Raw genomic sequence first — 19,266 nt, forward strand, 5'->3', positions numbered from 1 at the left:
AACGTAAGGGTTAATACAACTAAAAATTTCATAGTGTTTTTTATAGTGTTCATAATTTATTTAAAGTTTACTTCAACATAAACCGGCAAATGATCTGATGGATATTTCAAGTCTTTTGAGTCGCTCAAAACGGCATATTTTTTTACTTTCAAAATGCTATTCTTCGAAATAAAAATATAATCAATCAATTTAGTTACGGGTTCGTTGTGTTTAAAATTATTAAATGTTCCATAAGGCCCGAAAGGTTTCTCTTTCGAAACTTCTCTAGCGTCATCCATTGCTTTTTTAAGCAGTATTATTCTGTCCTCTTTAGGCTCTGAATTTAAATCACCCATAAGAATCACAGGATATTTTTTTGTGTTTAGTTCCTTAATTTTAGAAAGAATTAATTGGATTCCTTTGGTTCTGGCTTCTTCGCCAATGTGATCCAAATGTGTGTTAAAAACCCAAAAGAATTGTTTTGTTTTCAAATCTTTGAACAGTGCATACGTACAAACTCTATTGTAGGCAGCGTCCCAACCTTTTGAAATTGTATTGGGTGTTTCAGAAAGCCAGAACGTATTGCTTCCTTTAACTGTAAATCTTTCTTTTTTATAAAAAATATTGGACGATTCTCCTTGCCCAATTCCGTCTCTTCCAATACCTACATTATTATATTCCGGAAGTGAAGTTGTAATATCAACAACCTGATTGGGTCTTGCTTCTTGGACTCCAAAAACATCAGGATTGTAAAATTGAATTTGAGAAATGAAATAATCTTTACGAAGACTCCAAGCATTCTCTCCGTCACTGGCAACATCTAAGCGAATATTATACGTCATCACTTTCAATGTTTGCCCATTAGAAAAAATTCCCATTAGCAGAAAAACTACCGAAACAATTATTTTTTTTACCTGATTCATGTATACTATTTTTTGATGAATTAATATTTGATACCAAATATAACACTTCATTAGAGCTTCTATCCAACTTACAAACAGAAGCTCCCAATGAAGACCTAACTAAACAAAAATATAATTAATTGTAAACCCTAATATAATCGACTTCAAAAGTAGAAGCCGTAAAATTAGGATCTATTGCTCCGCCAAAATTCCCTCCCATTGCACAATTTATGATTAAGAAAAAATTCTGATTAAAAGGAAGACTAGCCGAGTTTGCAAACGTATAAAACAATTGATTGTCAACGTAAAACTTAATTGATGTAGCTGACCAATCTATAGAATAAATGTGAAACTCTGTTGAAGCATTAGGAACCATAACCGTGCTTGTATCAGGTGTATTTCCTGAACGCCCGGGAGAATGCAAAGACCCATGAACCCTGTTTTGGCTGTTGCCAACATGTTCCATAATATCAACTTCCCCACATGCGGGCCAAGCAGTTGTGCTTATATTACTTCCTAACATCCATAAAGCAGACCAAGTTCCAGCACCCAAAGCCAGTTTTGCCTTAATTTCCACTCTTCCGTATTTGAATGAAAATTTATCTTTTGAAAGAATTCGAGCCGAAGTATAATTGCTTCCGCTAAAACTTTCTTTCAGCGTTTTAATTTTTAACAAACCATCCTGAACAATTACATTTTCCAGCCTGTTCGTGTAATATTGGGATTCATTGTTTCCCCAGCCACCAGCACCTAAATCATAACCCCATTTTGAACTATCGGGAGCGCCATTGACATTAAACTCATCTGACCAAACTAAAGCAGAATCCACAAAAACCGTTACTGAAATAGTGGAAGAAACAAATTGCCCTGAATTATATGCTGACACATATATAACATAGGTATTTGTACCCGCTGTTGTATAGGTATAAGTAAAACTTCCATTTGTTAGCTCTTTAGTTTCTCCATTACCAAGTAAAATTTTATAAGAAGTCGCATTAGTTGCACTGATGTTAAAATTTACTGTTCCGCTTCCATCGCCGTTTGGATTTTGTGCAGTTGCACCAGCTACTGTTGCTGAAACCGAAAGGTTTGAAGGCGCAGTTACCGTTTCTTCTTCGGTATTATTAGTACCACTGCATGAAAACAACATGAAAAAATTAGCCAAAGCCAATAAAAACATATAATTTTTATTTTTCGAAAATTGAAGTACCATATTATTTCCCATCCTTTAAAAGCTTTTTATGATTAAAATAAAGCTCAGAATTTTTGACAATTCTGAGCTTACATTTTATAATTTATTAAAGTGCCGGTTTCAATTTTAGATACCAAGCATTTCCAGTTTCGGTTCCTTGTACTCTAAGATACATGTAAGTTGATGTAATAACCAAGATTTCATATTCTTTTTGAACTGCACCATATCCTATGAAAGTATCTACACCTGACAATAAAATACTCGTTTGGGTAGACGTTGAATTATCAGCATTAGTAACGACTACCGGTGCACCTGATGATGCGGGTACAAAACTAAAAGCAGAAGTTCCGCCTCCGTAATTATAACATCCTTCATCTCCTGAACCCGGAATACCCGGAAGAGTTGTTAGTGAACCTGTTTTTGTAAATGCACCGTCCGGAGTAGTAACTTGCAAGGAGTATGTTCCCGAAGCTGCAACTTTAGCAAAAGTAAAAGTGGCTGTGTAAAAACAATTTGCAGAAGCTACTTTTTCATTAACACCACCGGCCCACCATTCTGGCCTGATAGAAGCTACATTCCAAGGACCAACGCCAAGATGACCTGCTACACTTTTATCTACTACCCACCTTTTTGAAGCATTATTCGTTAATGCAGTAACAATTTCAGGAGCAACAGTAAAATCACTTCTTACAGTAACGTCTTTAGTAACATTAGTAGAAGATCCTCCTTTGCCATAAGCTACAACAGTTATTCTATAAGTGTTTACCCCAACAGAAGTGTATTTCTTAGTAGCCTTACCCGTTGGTAAATAAACTAAATCCAATGGAGTACTTGCATCATAATCGATTTTATACGAAAGAGCATTGTCTCCTGTCACCGAAATTTTTACACTTCCAGAACCATCACCGTTTGGATGCGTTGCATCTACTCCGACAACCTCAGCATTTATGACAACATTTGCTGGTGCCGATAATTCGCCCAAACTATACTCTTCTTCGTTGCAGCTAATAAATGTTAGTGCTACTATGAAAAGCCCTAAAATGTATTTGATATTTGTTTTCATATTTTTTTTAATTAGTTAATCTAATATTGTCTATATAAATTACTTCTCCTGATCCTTTTGCTGAATCATCGTATCTAAATACAAGTTGAGTAAATTTGGCATTAGCCGGAATTGCTGCAATTGTACTGAAATCAAATACTAATTCTTGCCAAGAATCAGCAACAGTATTGGCTACTTTTAAAACTGCAACACCATTTGCAGGAGTTCCGCCTACAGCCCATTCTAATTCTACATTTAGATTTTTACCCACTTCGGTTGCATACATCAATAATTTGATTTTATTTCCAGTTGCAAAATCTATTGGAGAATCCAAAGGAGTATAAGTTCCACTCCAAGTTTCTGCTCCTGTTGATTTTGTATATTTCCAAACTGTAGCACTAGTGTTCAATCCTGTTGGAAAAGGATTTGCTATTACTGCAGTTGAAATTCCACCAAAAGTTCCACCAACTCCATAATTTTGAGTTGTTAATTCATAGGTAATTGGTAACCCGTACGCATTGTAAATAATAGTTGGTGTCGTTTTTTCCGTTTTGGCAGCGCCACCGCTTAACGCAACAACTTTTACATTATACGTTCCGGCAACGGCATAATCATGAGCAACTTCTCCATCAGTAGCTAATGGTGTTCCAACCTCATTAGGAACATCTCCAAAATAAACTAAATACGATTTTGCATAATCCGCTTTGGCTTTTACTTTTAAATTGTGAATGTTTTTATTTAAAGTAACAGCTAAGTTTTCTGGCGCTCTATACACAACATCTAACGGGAATGTTTGCTCAGTTGTCGCTCCAGAAATTGATGTCGCAGTAATTTTTATCGTATATTTTCCTTCTGGATAAACATGGGTTGTACTTGCTCCAGGAGCTACTTTAACTGACGATACTGTTCCATGTCCGTATTCTACTTTGAAAGAAACAGCACCATCTGCAGTAGGAGTTATTGTTACTTTTCCTGAATTATCAGTGCTGATATCAAATATCTTATTGAGATTAGCCGATGATTCCGCACCTAAAAGAGCAGTATCTTCGTTGATTCCCTCCACAGTACAACTTATAGCTACAAACAGTACTAGTATAAAGCTGAAAATTAATTTTATCTTTTTCATAATTTTATCTTTTATTAATTATAGCCAGGGTTTTGTTTCAATTTAGTTCCTTGAAGTTCTCTTACTGGTATAGGAAAAATTTCATCTTTACCGGCAACGAAACCTCTGTTTGATAATTTAGACGCTGCATCACCCCATCGAACAAGATCAAAAAATCGGTGTCCTTCACCTGCAAGTTCCATTCTTCTTTCATTTTTAATGGCTGCAAGTGTAACCAGAACAGAAGGCAAACCAACTCTTGATCTAACTGCATCAAGTAAAGCTTGAGCTCTTGCTCCTGAACCTAATGCTTCGGCTTCCATCAAATAAGTATCTGCTAATCTAATGATATAAGAATTTTGTCTGTAATTCAATTCTGCTGCTCCACCACCAGTTCTTACATCTTCTTTTCTAGGAAGGAATTTGTTTAAGAAATATCCTGTATCTTGATATCCACCAATATAATCAGCTTTACCAGCTGCTTTTAAAGCTTTTAAATCTAATATTGTAGCACCAAATCTTGGGTCCAACTTAATGGCGTCATATAAATCTTGAGTGATAACATTAAAACTCCATCCTGATGGTAAATCAGGTGCTGTTGAACCTGATGGTCTTGAATAACTTCTAGGACCTACCATAACATTCAATGAATTCCCTTCGTCTCTACCTGAACCCCAGAATCCCCAGTCAGAATTACCGGCACTAGTGTGAGAAACTTCAATAAGTGACTCCGTATTAAACTTATTAGAAACTACCCATAAATCACTAAAATTGGTCAGCAATTTATTCCCATATTGATTTGTTCCACCCGGCGTACCATTTACTAAGGCAAGAATAGCTGCTGCTTCGGATTTTTTACCTTCTTGTAAATACACTTTTCCAAGCAATGCCTGTGCAGCACCTTTTGTTAGACGTCCAGATTCTGTATCAGCAGGAACAGTTGTTGGTAAAGTGGCTATTGCCTCAATCAAATCTTTTTCTATTTGAGCATAAACTGCTTCTGATGTCGCTTGCTCCACTTCATACATATTAGTAGCGGTTAAAGGCTCCAATAATAATGGAACATTCTTGAACAATCTAACCAAGTTGAAATAATACATGGCTCTCAATGCTTTTGATTCTCCGGCAAATCGCGCTTTCACATCATCTGGCATAGCAACACCCGGTAATTTCAATAATAAAGTGTTTGCTCTAAAAATTCCTTGGTAATGATCATTCCAAAAACTTCCCGGAACTATTGTACCTGTAAGTGTATGCGTAGAAAAACCCTGTATTCCTGCTCCATCTGTAGAACCACCTCCACCTGCGTAGAAGTCATCAGAACCAGCATTCATCATACCAACCATGTTTTCAAAACCACCCGTGTTTTTTCTAATCGCATCATAAACTCCTACCAAAGCTGCTGTAGCTTGGTCTTGATTCGCATAATAGTTATCTGAAAGAAATGACCCCTTTGGCGTTATATCTACAAATTCTTCCGTACAGGAACCGAATGAAACCACAGCTGCTGCAATAAATAAATATTTAAATTTTATCGTTTTCATAATTCTTGATTGTATTAAAATTGTAAATTAGCTCCAAGCATAAATGTTCTAGCTTGTGGATAAATTCCTTTGTCTATCCCGAATACACCTCCACCAATTTCTGGATCATAACCCGTGTATTTAGTAATAGTCAATAAGTTCTCGGCAGTTAAATAAAAACGTACTTTATTCGCTCCAATTTTACTCACCACACTACTAGGCAATGAATATCCAAGTTGAACTAGTTTCAGTCTAAGATAATCTCCTTTTTCCAAGTAAAAATCTGACATCTTTCCAAAATTTCCATTGGTATCATCATTAGTTAGTCTAGGATAATCATTTGAAGTTCCTTCACCTGTCCATCTGCTTAAAGCAATCGTTTGATAGTTTGCATTTCCTACATCCAGTCTTCGCAAGCCCTGGAAAATTTTATTTCCTGCTGCTCCTTGAGCAAATGCCATCAAATCGAAGTTTTTATAATCTAAATTTAAGGTCAGACCAAAAGTGTATTTTGGAATATTACTTCCTAAAAATTGTTTGTCATCATCTCCAATTGAACCATTACCGTCTGTATCTACCCAACGGAAATCTCCCGGACGGGCAGCTGGCTGAATCAAACCTCCAGATGAATTTGTATAAGCATCAATTTCTGCTTGATTTTGAAAAATACCTGCTGTTTTAAATCCGTAAAATGAATTATACGATTGCCCTACTTGCGTTCTTGTTACTGCGCCCATAGATTGAAAAGAAGCATCACCCACTAAATAATTAGAATCTGCAGCCACATAAGTAACTTTGTTTTCTAAGTAAGCAACATTCCCATTAGCAGAGAAATTAAAATCACCAAAAGTCTTTTTATATCCTAATTCAACCTCGATTCCTTTATTGTCCATATCGGCAACATTACCTATTGGACTTGCAGTCACACCTACATAACCCGGAATATTTATTGGACGTAAAATCCCTTTGGTTGATTTTTTGTACAAGTCTACAGTAAGACTTATGTCATTAAAAAGTTTGGATTCAAAACCAACATTTGCCTGAGAAGTTTCCTCCCATCTCAAATCTGGGTTATCAAGTGTAAGGTTAGCATAACCAGTCGTAATTGCCCCTGCGTTTCCAAAAGAATAATTATAACCACCTTCAACTAGAGAAAGGTATCTAAAATCTGGTATGGCATCATTTCCAACGACTCCGTATCCACCTCTTATTTTAAAAGTATTAAGTACTTTGCTTTCTTTCCAAAAATCTTCTTTGGTTAAAACCCACCCTAAATTAAACGATGGAAATACACCAAATTTATTGTTACCACCGAAACGTGTAGAACCATCACGACGAATAATCCCAGTAAACAAATATTTCTCTTTGTAATCGTAATTCACACGTGAAAATAAAGAGTTCAATTTATGATGTGTAGAATCGTACGTATAACTGCTTCTGTCCGATTGTGGTATATCAAAGTTAAAAGAGGCATCTTTATAATTGGTCACAGGCAATCCAAACAATGTAGCACCAAGACCTCCGCCAATATTATCAACGTAAGATCCCTGACCCAATAAAACCGTTAAGTTATGATCCCCAAATTGATTTGTATACGTCAATATGTTTTCAACATTCCACGCAAAACTTTTGTTTTCATATTTGCTGTAGTTATTTTTTAGCACATTTGAAGTTGCACTTAAATAGAAAACAGGTGTGAATCCTTGACCTCCCCATGTTGCTAATTTTGCTCCAAAAGTTGATCTCACTTTTATATGACTTGTTATAGCCGCTTCAATATACGCGTTACCAACGATATCATCTGAAGTACCATAACTTCCTAATCTTGTTTTGGCATAAGCCAAAGGATTCGTCATTTCTTGACCAACCAAACTTGAAATTCCATAAGGATTTCCGTTTGCATCACGAATTACAGGATTAGTAGCATAAGGTGCATCATTCGCTTTTACAGGATCCGTTTCTACCAAAGGAGTAGTTGGGTCTAAGTTGATTGCTGAACTTAACGGCCCACCAAACTCGCTGTTTGTATTTCCAATACCAATTGTTTTTTGTCTCGAGAAACCTAATGTTTGTCCGAAAGTAAATACTTTAGATATTTTATGTGTTGAGTTTAAACGGAAATTCTTTTTGCTGTAATTTGATATTTCTGTTGAAACAATTCCTTCTTGTTCCTGAAGTCCAAAAGAAGCATAAAAATTAGAAACATCAGATCCACCGCTGATACTCAATTCATGTGAATAACGGAAAGCGCTTGTATTAAAAATCGCTTTCTGCCAATCTGTACCAACTCCTAAAGCAGATAAATTAGGAAATATTGCTGGACCGCCGGCGGCAACTGATTTTTCATTTAACAAAGCACCATATTGTGTGGCGTTCAGTAAATTTAAAGTTTTTTCTGGAGATGAAATTCCTGAAAAACCATTGTAGTTCACAGAAATTTTTCCTGATTTTCCTTTTTTGGTTGTCACCAAAATTACCCCTGTTGCAGCACGAGTACCATAAATTGCAGCAGAAGCAGCATCCTTAAGTACTTCAATCGACTCAATATCAGATTGATTAAGGAATCCTATTCCACCACCATCTACAACAACTCCGTCTACAACCCAAAGTGGATTATTACCACCATCGCCAAAAGTAGTTACCCCTCTGACACGGATTGTGGATCCAGAACCTGGTTGACCAGAACTAGCAGCAATAGTAACACCGGAAACTCTACCTTGTAAAGCTTGCTCGATACGACCATTTGGTACTTTCTCAAGATCTTTTGCTTTTACGCTCGATATTGCTCCAGTAACAACACTTTTCTTTTGAGTTCCGTAACCTACAACGACAACTTCCTGCAAGTTCTCTGTTGAAGATTTAAGTTTAACATCAACTCGACTTCTTCCATTGATAGCTTCCTTTGAAGTAATATAGCCTACATAGCTAAACTCTAAAGTGGCTTTTGAATCAGCCTTAATTTGATAGTTCCCATCAAAATCCGTAGCCGCAGCTTTGGAAGTTCCTTTAATTAAAACGCTTACTCCTGGGATGGGCAGCCCGTTTTCGTCATATACTTTTCCGTTTACAGTAACATCTTGTGCTTGTGCATAAACTGAGAATAGAATAGATAAAAGACAAAAAATGAACAGTTTTGTAAATTTCATATTTCTAAAAATTTTGGTTAATTAATTAGTAATTTGAAGCAATATTATCACTATTTTTTCTATATTCATTTTAATTATTTACTACAAAAACACATCAAATACATTTTTAATACTTAACAAAAACACATCAAAAAATTTATAAATACTTGTTTTTAAACAGATTAAATATTTTTTTGCTTTGTTATTTAAATGTTAATTTAAATAAAAACCACTACATTTATGAAATAAAGAGAAATTGCGTTTTATTTATTGAATTCATTGAAAAACCATCGTTTTATAAACAATAATAATTGCCCTTTTTTAATAACAATCAACTCATTACACTTAGACTTCAATTATGAGATTTACCAAACTCCATATTCTATTTTTTTTGATTTTATCATCCTTTACAACAATCTATGGACAGGTGAAAAATATTGGCTTGCCGGAAATTAGAAACTATAAAAGAACCGACTATAAAGGAGGCACTCAAAACTGGAACATAGATCAAGATAAAAACGGCAATTTATATTTTGCGAATAATAATGGTCTTTTCCAATTTGACGGATCATCATGGAAAAAATACAGTTTACCAAATTTATCTGCCATCAGGTGTTTGAAGATTGATGACTCCGGAAGAATTTTTGTCGGAGGCTATGATGAATTTGGATATTTCGAAGCTAATTCTAAAGGAAAACTGGTTTATTTTTCAGTTTCAAAACTAATAAACAAGGACAATATCAAAGCGATTGACTTTATCTGGAAAATTCATATTCACAAAGGAGAAGTACTATTTCAATCGTTTACAAGAGCCTATATTTTCAAAAACCAGAAACTTAAATTACTGGAATCCCCAAACAGATTTCAATTTTCATTTCAGGTAAAGAACCAACTTTATTTTCAGGATATTTCTGCAGGAATATTGGAATATAAAAATGGAAAATTGTTTCCGTTAAAAGAAACTACCGTTTTGAACACTACAGAAATCTGGGGAATGTTTCCAATGCCGGATAATAAAATCCTTATTACAACTTTAGACAAAGGGCTTTTTATATATGACAATGAAAAAATTACTTCATGGAATACCGAAGCAAATTATTTCATCAAAAAAAACAGTTCCCTTGGCGGGGTAACTATAAAAGATAAGTTCATCATTCTGAATTCCGTATTAGACGGCATGATTATTTGCGACTTGAACGGAAATATAATTCAGCACATCAATCATAAAAAGGGATTGCAAAACAACACCGTACTGACTTCATTTATTGACAACAAAAACAACCTTTGGCTGGGACTAGACAATGGAATTGCCTTTATTAATGAAAATTCTCCATTTACCTATTTTGGTTTCAGTTATGATTTAAGTACGGTTTACGCTTCTGTAGCTTATAAAGGAAACCTTTACGTAGCCACTAATCAAGGTCTTTTTTACCATTCTTGGAGCAATAGCATTAAAGAAGACACTTTTAAACTTGTTGAAGGAACCACAGGTCAAGCTTGGAATATTCAAGTGATAGACGATCAGCTAATCTGTGCTCACAATAGAGGCGCATTGTTGGTTTCGGGAGGAAAGGTTATTAAAACATTAGACAACAAAGGGCATTTTGGCTTTAAGCCAATTCCCAACCGCCCTAACTACTTAATTGGGTCAACCTACTACGGATTTACTATATTTGAAAAAAAATCCGGCGGATGGAGCTATAAAAATCAAGTAGAAGGATTTGACCTATCGGCCAATACATTTGAAATAGATGAGCTTAATTTGTGGTTAAAAAAAGACAATTTACTTTACCAGCTAACCCTATCAGATGGTTTAAACAAATTTAAATCTATAAAAACACATAAAAATCTATCCAACTCAGTTAAAGGAATAGGGAGTTTACAACGAATGAAAAACAACGTATACTTCCAAACAGATAATCGTTTTTATAAATATTCACAAGAACAAGATTTGTTTTTTGAAGATAAAAAAATTAGTGCGGTATTTAAAGATGTTCCAAAAATATATTCTTTAACTGAAGATAATTATGGCAATATCTGGTATATTTTCAGCGAATCATTAGGCGTTTTAATGAAACAGAAAAATGGCACTTATAAAAACTCTATTGCGCCTTTTTCCAGCTTAACAGGCAATCTCGTAAACAACTACATCTCCGTAAACACGATTAATCCTGAAAATATATTAATTGGTTTAACCGATGGTTTAGCCCATTATAATCCGAAACTACAGAATTATTCCGTGTCAAAACCAACAGCATTTATACGAAGTTTTTCTTATCCGGGAGATACAATAATCTTAGGAAACGGACAAAATAAGATTGACATGCTCAAAATACCTTATTCAGCAAATCGCGTGAAATTCACATTCTCGTCTCCAACTTATGAAAATCTGGAGAATGTAGAATTCTCTTATCAACTGGAAGGTTTTGATGATCGATGGAGCGCTTGGTCTTCCATTTCAATTAAAGAATACACTAACTTAAGAGAAGGTGATTACAAAATGAAATTAAAAGTGAGAAACAGTCATGGGATTCAATCGCAAGAAGCAATTGCTACTTTTACTGTTTCCCCACCTTGGTACAGGCATTTTTTGGCATATTTATTTTATCTTTTACTAATAGTTGCTTCTGTATTTTTCATTCGCAACAGAGTAAAAATGAAGATACGAAAAAACAAATATTACGAAACAATAGAGCAGCGAAGACTATATTTAGAGAAAGAATCTAAAATAAGACAGGAACAATACGAACTGGAAAAAGAAATCGAAAAATTAAAAAGTGACAAGTTACAAATTAAGATTTTAGCTAAGGACAAAGAATTAGTCAATAATTCGCTGCAAGTAGTTAAGAAAAACAAAATCCTAAATGGCATCATTTACAAATTAAAAGATATCAATGTCGAATCTTTTGATGATTCTACCAAGTTTCAATTTACAAAATTGAATAAAAGCATCACCAAAGAAGTTAACGCAGACAAAAGCTGGAAAGACTTAGAAAAACACATTAAGAATGTACATTTTGATTTCCTTAAAAGATTAAAAGAAAAATATCCTATAATATCTCCCCGAGAATTGGATTTATCAACCTATCTATTAATGAATATGTCAACGAAAGAGATTGCCGAAATCATGAATATATCAAACGGAGGAGTAGAACTGGCACGTTACCGATTGAGAAAAAAACTAGGACTCAATAAAAAAGAAAATCTGATTGGATTTCTAATGAGCATTTAATAAAAACCAAAATGCCATCATAAATTACTATGATGGCATTTCTATGATAAAAACAGCTGTTCGTTATGTCAAGAAATTTAAAGTTCGCTCCAATGCCATTCCCCTGGATCCTTTTATCAAAATAGTACAATTATTGAATTCAGTCATTGGCAAATCATTTGAAAATTCTTCAAATGTATTGTAAAACCAAAAGTTACTTTTTTCAAATTTATTGGCATAAAATGCTGAACCGATAAAATAACATTTCACGTTATCTTCATTCGAAAGCAGGTCAACTATTGCTTTATGCTCTTCCTGACTTTCCTGTCCCAACTCAAACATGTCTCCCAAAATCATTGCTTTATTTGAACTCTCTAACTGCAGAAAATTCTCAATAGCAACAGCCATACTGCTTGGGTTTGCATTATAGGCGTCCAGAATAATTTGGTTAGTTCCTTTTGTCAATAACTGCGATCTGTTATTCTCAGGCACATAGCTTTCTAAAGCTTCTTTTATTGCGATATCATCAATTTTAAAATACTTTCCTATAGTTAGCGCCGCATTTATGTTATTGGCATTATACAAGCCTATTAAATGCGTTGAAATAGTTAGATCAGAATAGTTTATTGCCACAAATGGATTTGCTTTGACTGAGGTAATATTTACATCCGCATCCGTTTTACTTACGCCAAAAGAATAGGTCTTTAACGACCTTGACTTTTCAACTTGAATGGGGTCTTCCAGATTTATGAATGCAAGTTTATCATTTGCCGAAAGGTACTGATACATTTCGCTTTTTCCTTCAATCACTCCTTCCACACCACCAAAACCTTCTAAATGCGCTTTTCCAAAATTAGTAATGTAGCCATAATCTGGCTTTGCTAATTCACATAGAAATTTAATTTCTTTTTTGTGATTCGCCCCCATTTCAACAATTCCAATTTCTGTTTCTGAATTAAATGAAAGCAATGTCAACGGAACGCCAATGTGGTTATTAAGATTTCCAACGGTAGCTTTGGTATTGAATTTTTTAGAAAGAACGACATGAATCAGTTCTTTGGTTGTTGTTTTACCATTACTTCCCGTAAGCGCTATTATAGGTAGTTTCAAATATTCTCGATGAAATTTAGCCAGTTCCTGTAAGGTTAGTAAACTGTCATCAACTAAAATTGTTCTTTGGTCAATAAAATACGATCTATCGTCAATTATAACATAAGAAGCACCTTTATCCAATGCTTCTTTAGCAAATGTATTCGCATCAAAACGCTCCCCTTTTATAGCGACAAATAAGGAATTCAACTCAATTTTCCGGGTATCTATCGATACCGATTTACACTTTAAATACAAACTATGAATGTAACTAATATCCATTTGAAACGATTTAAAAAAATAAAAGCCCTAATCAAAGGGCTTTTATTTTTATTTTATAAAAATTTAATTTCTAGCTGATTTTTTCTTATCGGCTTTAGGACCTACTCTAGACATTGCACATCTAAAACCGATGTAATCTGTAGCCATATCTTGTGGAAAATACCTTCTTTGTGCAGGATCTAACCAATAAGCTCTATCTCTCCAAGAACCACCTTTATAAACTCTAACTTCGTCATTTATTAAAGTTGTTCTCTTGCTTGACTTATCATATTTTCTAACCATTTTACCTAAACTATCAGTAGTAACATTATGTTTAGGAGAGTTATACATGATTTTCTCATCTTTTTGTTTTTCGGTGTCAGATTCAGAAGATCCAAAGTTATAATATCTTGTAGATTGCTTATCACCATCTCTGTAATTAGTATTATCACTTTTGTCGAAATTCTGTCTCAAATACGTTTCTTTTTCATCAACAGGAACTTGAGCAATTTGACCTGGGAATTTTCTAGCAACAATCCTACCATTGCTTAAAGTATCAAATTTCATATTCTCTTTAGTAACAATTTCAACTTTACCGTCTGCACCAATCTTATTTTTAGTGTATTGATTTCCTCTAAAGTAATTGAAATCATTCGCTTCATTATCAATTATTGGTCTGTAAACATCTTGCACCCATTCGGCAACATTTCCAGCCATATCATACAATCCAAAATCATTTGCAGGGTATTTTTTAACCTCATTTGTGATATCTGCACCATCATCGGACCAACCTGCAATTCCACCGTAATCTCCATTACCTTGTTTGAAATTGGCTAACTGATCTCCTTTACTTTGTCTTTTACCTGAACGAGTATAACCTCCTGACCAAGGGTATTTTTTCTGGCCTTTATAGATATTGTATTCTCTTTGTCCTACATCAGCAGCAGCTGCATATTCCCATTCTGCTTCAGTTGGCAGTCTGTATTCAGGAAGGAGTATTCCAGAAGAGCGTTGTGCATAAACATTTTTAGGTTCAATAACTTTACCGTCTTTTCCAGCTTTTGGAGTTTTTTTACCTCCATTTTTCCCTTTTAATACAATTTCTTCATTTCCACCGTATGCCAAAGTAGGTGAATTCAAATACGTTTCAGTATCAAAATTACTGTCAGCAGTTACATCTAATGTTTTTGCATTCTTTTTAAGATATCCATTTTTTTCTAAAAGCGCTTCATTTACACGTTGGGTTCTCCAGTTACTGAATTCAACTGCTTGAATCCAATTTACTCCTACAACAGGATATTCTGCATAAGAAGGATGTCTCAAATAATTATTAGTCATCGTTTCATTGTAACCTAATCTATTTCTCCAAACCAACGTATCAGGTGAGGCGCCTTCGTATATATTTTTATAATTTTCTTCTGTGGGTGGGTAAACACTTTTCAACCAATCTAAATAATCTAAATACATAGAATTAGTAACCTCAGTCTCATCCATATAAAAAGACTGAACGTGTTGTTGTGTTGGGGTATTATTCCAATCATGCATAACATCATCCTCTACTTTTCCCATAGTAAACGTACCACCTTCCACAAAAACCAAACCTGGCCCTGCTTGTTGTTTTTTACTTGAACCTGCTTTTTTGCTGTCCATATTCCAACCGGTTGCTCTTGAGGTGTTTTTGGAGCTGGACTTTTTACTGCAACTGGAAAAACCAATTACTAACAGGATTGATATCAACAATCGTAAGCCCATAATTTTGTTTGCTTTCATACTCTTTAGTAGGTAATAATAGTAGGTAATAATTTAAGTGCCGCAATATAATAATTAACCATTAATCAACATCATACTTTTAAATAATTTTCGTCGGTATAGTTTTAACAATAAATTATATATCAAAACGCAAATTTATAATATTTATTATTTAAATCACACGAAATGGTTTATTTTTACTGATAAATAATAACCCACTATTAATCACGTTAAAAAAACGATGAGAAAAATACTTTTGGCTTATTTAAGCTTTATTCCTTTTGTTTCTTTTGCCCAATTTAAAGGTGACGCAGTCATTGAATGGACAGATAAAAAAGAAATGTCCTATGGCAATTTCAAAGTCATTATCCCTCAATTTACAGGAAATAATTTTCATTATGATGCTTCCCAAAAGGCATTGCTTTATACCCTAAAAATAAAAGAACCAATCTCTTTTAACGAAGGGAAAGTCACAATCACAAATGTAACTTACGAAACAATCACAACTTCGCAACTTGGCGATTTGGCTTCCGAAAATATCCCTAAAGCAATAAATGCATCTCTAAATGTAAGCATTTCAAGAGATATCAGAGACGCTTTTATCAATCTTTCACCTATAATTAAGGACGATTTCGGTTTTAAACGCATAAAGTCTTTTTCCTATGAAGTAGATGCCAATACTACCAGAATATCACAATCCAGCAAAAGCGCAAGCACAAATAGCATCATCAATTCTGCTTTAGCAACAGGCAACTGGTATCAATTTTATGTTGAAAAATCCGGTGTATATAAAATCACTAAAACTTTTTTACAACAATTAGGATTAGACCCAAATACATTAGACCCGCGAAAAATAAAAATTTATGGTAATGGCGGACGAATGCTTCCGCTATCAAACAGTATTTTTTATCCAAACGACTTATCCGAAAACGCAATTCAAATCAATGGTGAATCTGACGGAATTTTCAACAACGATGATTATATACTTTTTTATGCCGAAGGGTTAGACACATGGAATCCCGAAAGCCTAACTTTTACTAATTTGTACGATACAAAATCCTATTATTACATTACTGTTCAAGGTTCCGATGGAAAAAGAATCACTCCTATGGCTCAACCTTCCGGAAGTAGTACTTTAAACATCGCTTCTTTTGATGACCATCAATACCACGAAGTAGACCTTATTAACATAGCGCGATTGGGTCGCCAATGGTTTGGCGAATCATTTGAGGTCAAAGACGAACAGGAATTCGATTTTAATTTCCCTAATATTGATCCTTCAACTCCTGTAAAAGTTTTATTAACAGCTGCTTCAGCTGCATTTACCCCAACTACTTTAAATGTCACTGCAAATGGAACCACAGTTGGCACCATATCTTTTCCTGCATTAAACAATAATTCCGAAACGGAGTTTTATTTAGGTTCTTTACCAAATAACACTAGCTTTAATGGTGCCGAAAACATAAAAATAAAATTGAAATACAATAATAATGGTGTTCCGGGTTCCAAAGGTTTTCTGGACAACATCAGGCTTATCGCCAAGCGAAAACTGCAAGGCTACGGAAAACAGTTTCATTTTCAATACGATCAATCCAATTCAAGTTTTGGAATTGTGAATTACAGCCTTTCAAACACAACAGATATTCCACAAATTTGGGATGTCACCGATATTTATAATGTAACCACAATCGAAAACTCAAATCAGAGCACAATAAATTTTAAAGCAAACTTGGGAGAACTCAGAAAATATATTGCTTTAGATGCTACGGACTATTACACACCTTTAAAAGACAGCAAATCTAAAATTGCGAATCAAAACCTAAAAGGAACAGTATTAAAAAACGGACAAGGTCAATTCCAAGACATCGATTATGTGATTATCACGCCTACTTTTTTAGCCACACAAGCTGAAAAATTAGCCACTTTCCATCGCACCCATTCCAATTTAAAAGTAAAAGTAATTTCATTGGAGTCCATCTATCAAGAATTTTCTTCTGGAAAGCAAGATGTTGCTGCAATCCGAAATTGCATTAAGTACATCTATGAAAATGCTTCAGCACCGGAGAAAAGAGTAAAGTTTATCAATCTTTTTGGAGATGCCTCTTATGATTTTAAAAATAGAATCACAAACAACACTAATGTAGTCCCTATTTACCACGCCTTAAACAGTAGCACTACGGGTGAATCCTCTTTTGCTTCAGATGATTTTTTTGGATTAATGGATGCTACAGAAGGAAATGTTGTTTCGTATTTTGGAGGAATTGATATTGCTGTGGGCAGAATGCTGGTGAATGATGCCAAACAAGCTGACGAAATGGTAAATAAAGTCATCGAATATCACGACTTAAAGTCCTACGGAAGCTGGAGAAATAACTTCGCATTGGTTTCTGATGATTCAGATATAACATCTGATGCCAGTTTACAAAACAGACAAAACAGCCTTGCAAATACAATTGCTTCCGAAAAACCATTTCTAAATGTGACTAAAATTCTTTTAGATTCTTATGTCCAAGAAGCATCCGCAGGAGGTTCCAGATATCCAAAAGCAAGAACGGACTTCTTCAATGCTTTCGAAAAAGGGGCTTTGGTGTTTAATTATTTAGGACACGGTGGCGAAGATGGTTTATCAGGCGAACGCATTTGGGAAAAATCAGATGGACAGAACTTGAGCAATCAATACAAGTATCCTTTATTTATAACCATCACTTGTGAATTTTCCCGTTTTGACAATCCTTTAAGACCAACCGCTGGAGAATACACCTATTGGAATCCTAAAGGCGGAGCAATCGCAATGATTACTACCATTCGATCCATTGGACAATTCAGTGCAGAAAATTTCAATGACGCTCTGACAAAAAATTTATTATCGTACAATTCGAACCAATATACTTCAATTGCTGAAGCGCTGCGAATTTCAAAAAACAGCAATCCAAATTCAGCCACCAATGTTGTTTTTTATATTGGCGATCCTGCATTGATGCTTGCTATTCCAAAGCCAAAAATTAGATTAACTAAAGTAAATGATATTCCGGTCACCCAAACCATTGACGACTTCAAATCATTGGCAAAAATGAAACTGACAGGAGAAGTTACAGATGAAAACAATAACTTGTTAACGAATTATAACGGAGAAGTTTCCACGACTATTTTTGACAAAACAGTTTCAAGAACAACATATAACAATGACGGTAATAGTCCGCCTATTAATTTCAATGTTTTAGGCGAAACAATATTCAGAGGAAACGCATCAGTCACTAATGGCCAGTTTGAGTTTAGTTTTGTTGTACCAAGAGACATTAGAGTCCCATTGGCCAACGGAAGGATTAGTTTTTATTCCAAAAAAAATCAGTTATTACAGAACGAAACCGGATACGATTCAACAATAAAAATAGGCGGAATAAATGAAAATGCAACCGCAGACAATATTAGTCCAAGAGTTAAGTTATATATGAATGACGAGACTTTTGTTTCTGGCGGAACAACTAATGAATCCCCATTTCTTGTTGCACTGCTTGAAGATGAAAACGGAATAAATACGGCAAGCGGAATAGGTCATGATATTGTTGCTATTCTTGATGGAGATGTAAGCAATCCCTTTGTACTGAATGATTATTATCAAACAACATTAGACGATTTTACAAGTGGAACTCTCCGGTTTCCGTTGCGCAATTTAGCTCCGGGATTACACACTATAACATTCAAAGCGTGGGATGTATACAACAACCCGATAACCGCTGAGATTCAGTTTATTGTTGTAGGTGATGAAACGATAACATTGACACATGTGTTGAATTATCCAAATCCGTTCGTTAATTATACTGAGTTTTGGTTTACACACAACAGACCATTTGAACCATTGGACGTTCAGGTTCAAGTAATGACAATAACAGGAAAAGTGGTTTGGACAAAAAATCAAATTATCACAACTGAAGGATTTTTATCAAAAGAAATCACTTGGGATGGCAAAGATGATTTTGGAGATAAAATAGGGAAAGGCGTTTATGTCTACAAACTAACCGTCAAATCAAGTCTAACAAATAAGAAAACTGAAAAATTTGAAAAACTTGTTATACTTTAATAAAATACTA

General features: G+C 34.6%; 10 protein-coding genes. 2 read left to right on the forward strand and 8 right to left on the reverse strand.

The window, feature by feature from the left end; genetic code table 11:
- Positions 1-56 precede the first annotated feature (56 nt).
- From QLS65_RS15875 to QLS65_RS15900, 6 genes are all read right to left on the reverse strand, one after another.
- Positions 57-902 carry an endonuclease/exonuclease/phosphatase family protein gene (locus QLS65_RS15875; RefSeq protein WP_282718649.1) on the reverse strand — a complete coding sequence of 282 codons (846 nt, stop codon included), beginning with the start codon at positions 900-902 and terminating at the stop codon, positions 57-59.
- A gap of 115 nt (positions 903-1,017) precedes the next feature.
- On the reverse strand, positions 1,018-2,106 hold the full coding sequence (locus QLS65_RS15880) for a family 16 glycosylhydrolase (protein WP_282718650.1): 1,089 nt from the start codon (positions 2,104-2,106) through the stop codon (positions 1,018-1,020).
- Positions 2,107-2,179: 73 nt separating this feature from the next.
- Entirely contained in the window at positions 2,180-3,136 is a 957-nt protein-coding gene (locus tag QLS65_RS15885; protein ID WP_099713531.1) for a hypothetical protein, read from the reverse strand.
- A 7-nt stretch (positions 3,137-3,143) separates the two neighbouring features.
- On the reverse strand, positions 3,144-4,241 hold the full coding sequence (locus QLS65_RS15890; protein WP_282718651.1) for a hypothetical protein: 1,098 nt from the start codon (positions 4,239-4,241) through the stop codon (positions 3,144-3,146).
- Between the two features lie 14 nt (positions 4,242-4,255).
- Entirely contained in the window at positions 4,256-5,764 is a 1,509-nt protein-coding gene (locus tag QLS65_RS15895; RefSeq protein WP_282718652.1) for a RagB/SusD family nutrient uptake outer membrane protein, read from the reverse strand.
- Positions 5,765-5,778: 14 nt separating this feature from the next.
- Entirely contained in the window at positions 5,779-8,889 is a 3,111-nt protein-coding gene (locus QLS65_RS15900; RefSeq protein WP_282718653.1) for a SusC/RagA family TonB-linked outer membrane protein, read from the reverse strand.
- Between the two features lie 337 nt (positions 8,890-9,226).
- Between QLS65_RS15900 and QLS65_RS15905 the strand changes: the two genes are divergently transcribed.
- Entirely contained in the window at positions 9,227-12,100 is a 2,874-nt protein-coding gene (locus QLS65_RS15905; protein WP_282718654.1) for a triple tyrosine motif-containing protein, read from the forward strand.
- A 63-nt stretch (positions 12,101-12,163) separates the two neighbouring features.
- Here the strand turns inward: QLS65_RS15905 and QLS65_RS15910 are convergent, their stop codons facing one another.
- Positions 12,164-13,450, reverse strand: a complete 1,287-nt coding sequence (locus QLS65_RS15910; protein WP_282718655.1) for a UDP-N-acetylmuramoyl-tripeptide--D-alanyl-D-alanine ligase — start codon at positions 13,448-13,450, stop codon at positions 12,164-12,166.
- 63 nt (positions 13,451-13,513) lie between these two features.
- Positions 13,514-15,199, reverse strand: a complete 1,686-nt coding sequence (gene gldJ / locus QLS65_RS15915) for a gliding motility lipoprotein GldJ (RefSeq protein WP_282711842.1) — start codon at positions 15,197-15,199, stop codon at positions 13,514-13,516.
- Between the two features lie 220 nt (positions 15,200-15,419).
- On the opposite strand from gldJ, the gene porU reads away from it, so the two are divergent.
- A complete protein-coding gene (gene porU / locus QLS65_RS15920) occupies positions 15,420-19,256 on the forward strand; it encodes a type IX secretion system sortase PorU (protein ID WP_282718656.1) in 3,837 nt (1,278 codons plus the stop codon).
- The last annotated feature ends 10 nt before the right edge of the window (positions 19,257-19,266 follow it).

It is taken from the genome of Flavobacterium algoritolerans (assembly GCF_030010385.1).
Classification (GTDB): Bacteria; Bacteroidota; Bacteroidia; order Flavobacteriales; family Flavobacteriaceae; genus Flavobacterium; species Flavobacterium algoritolerans.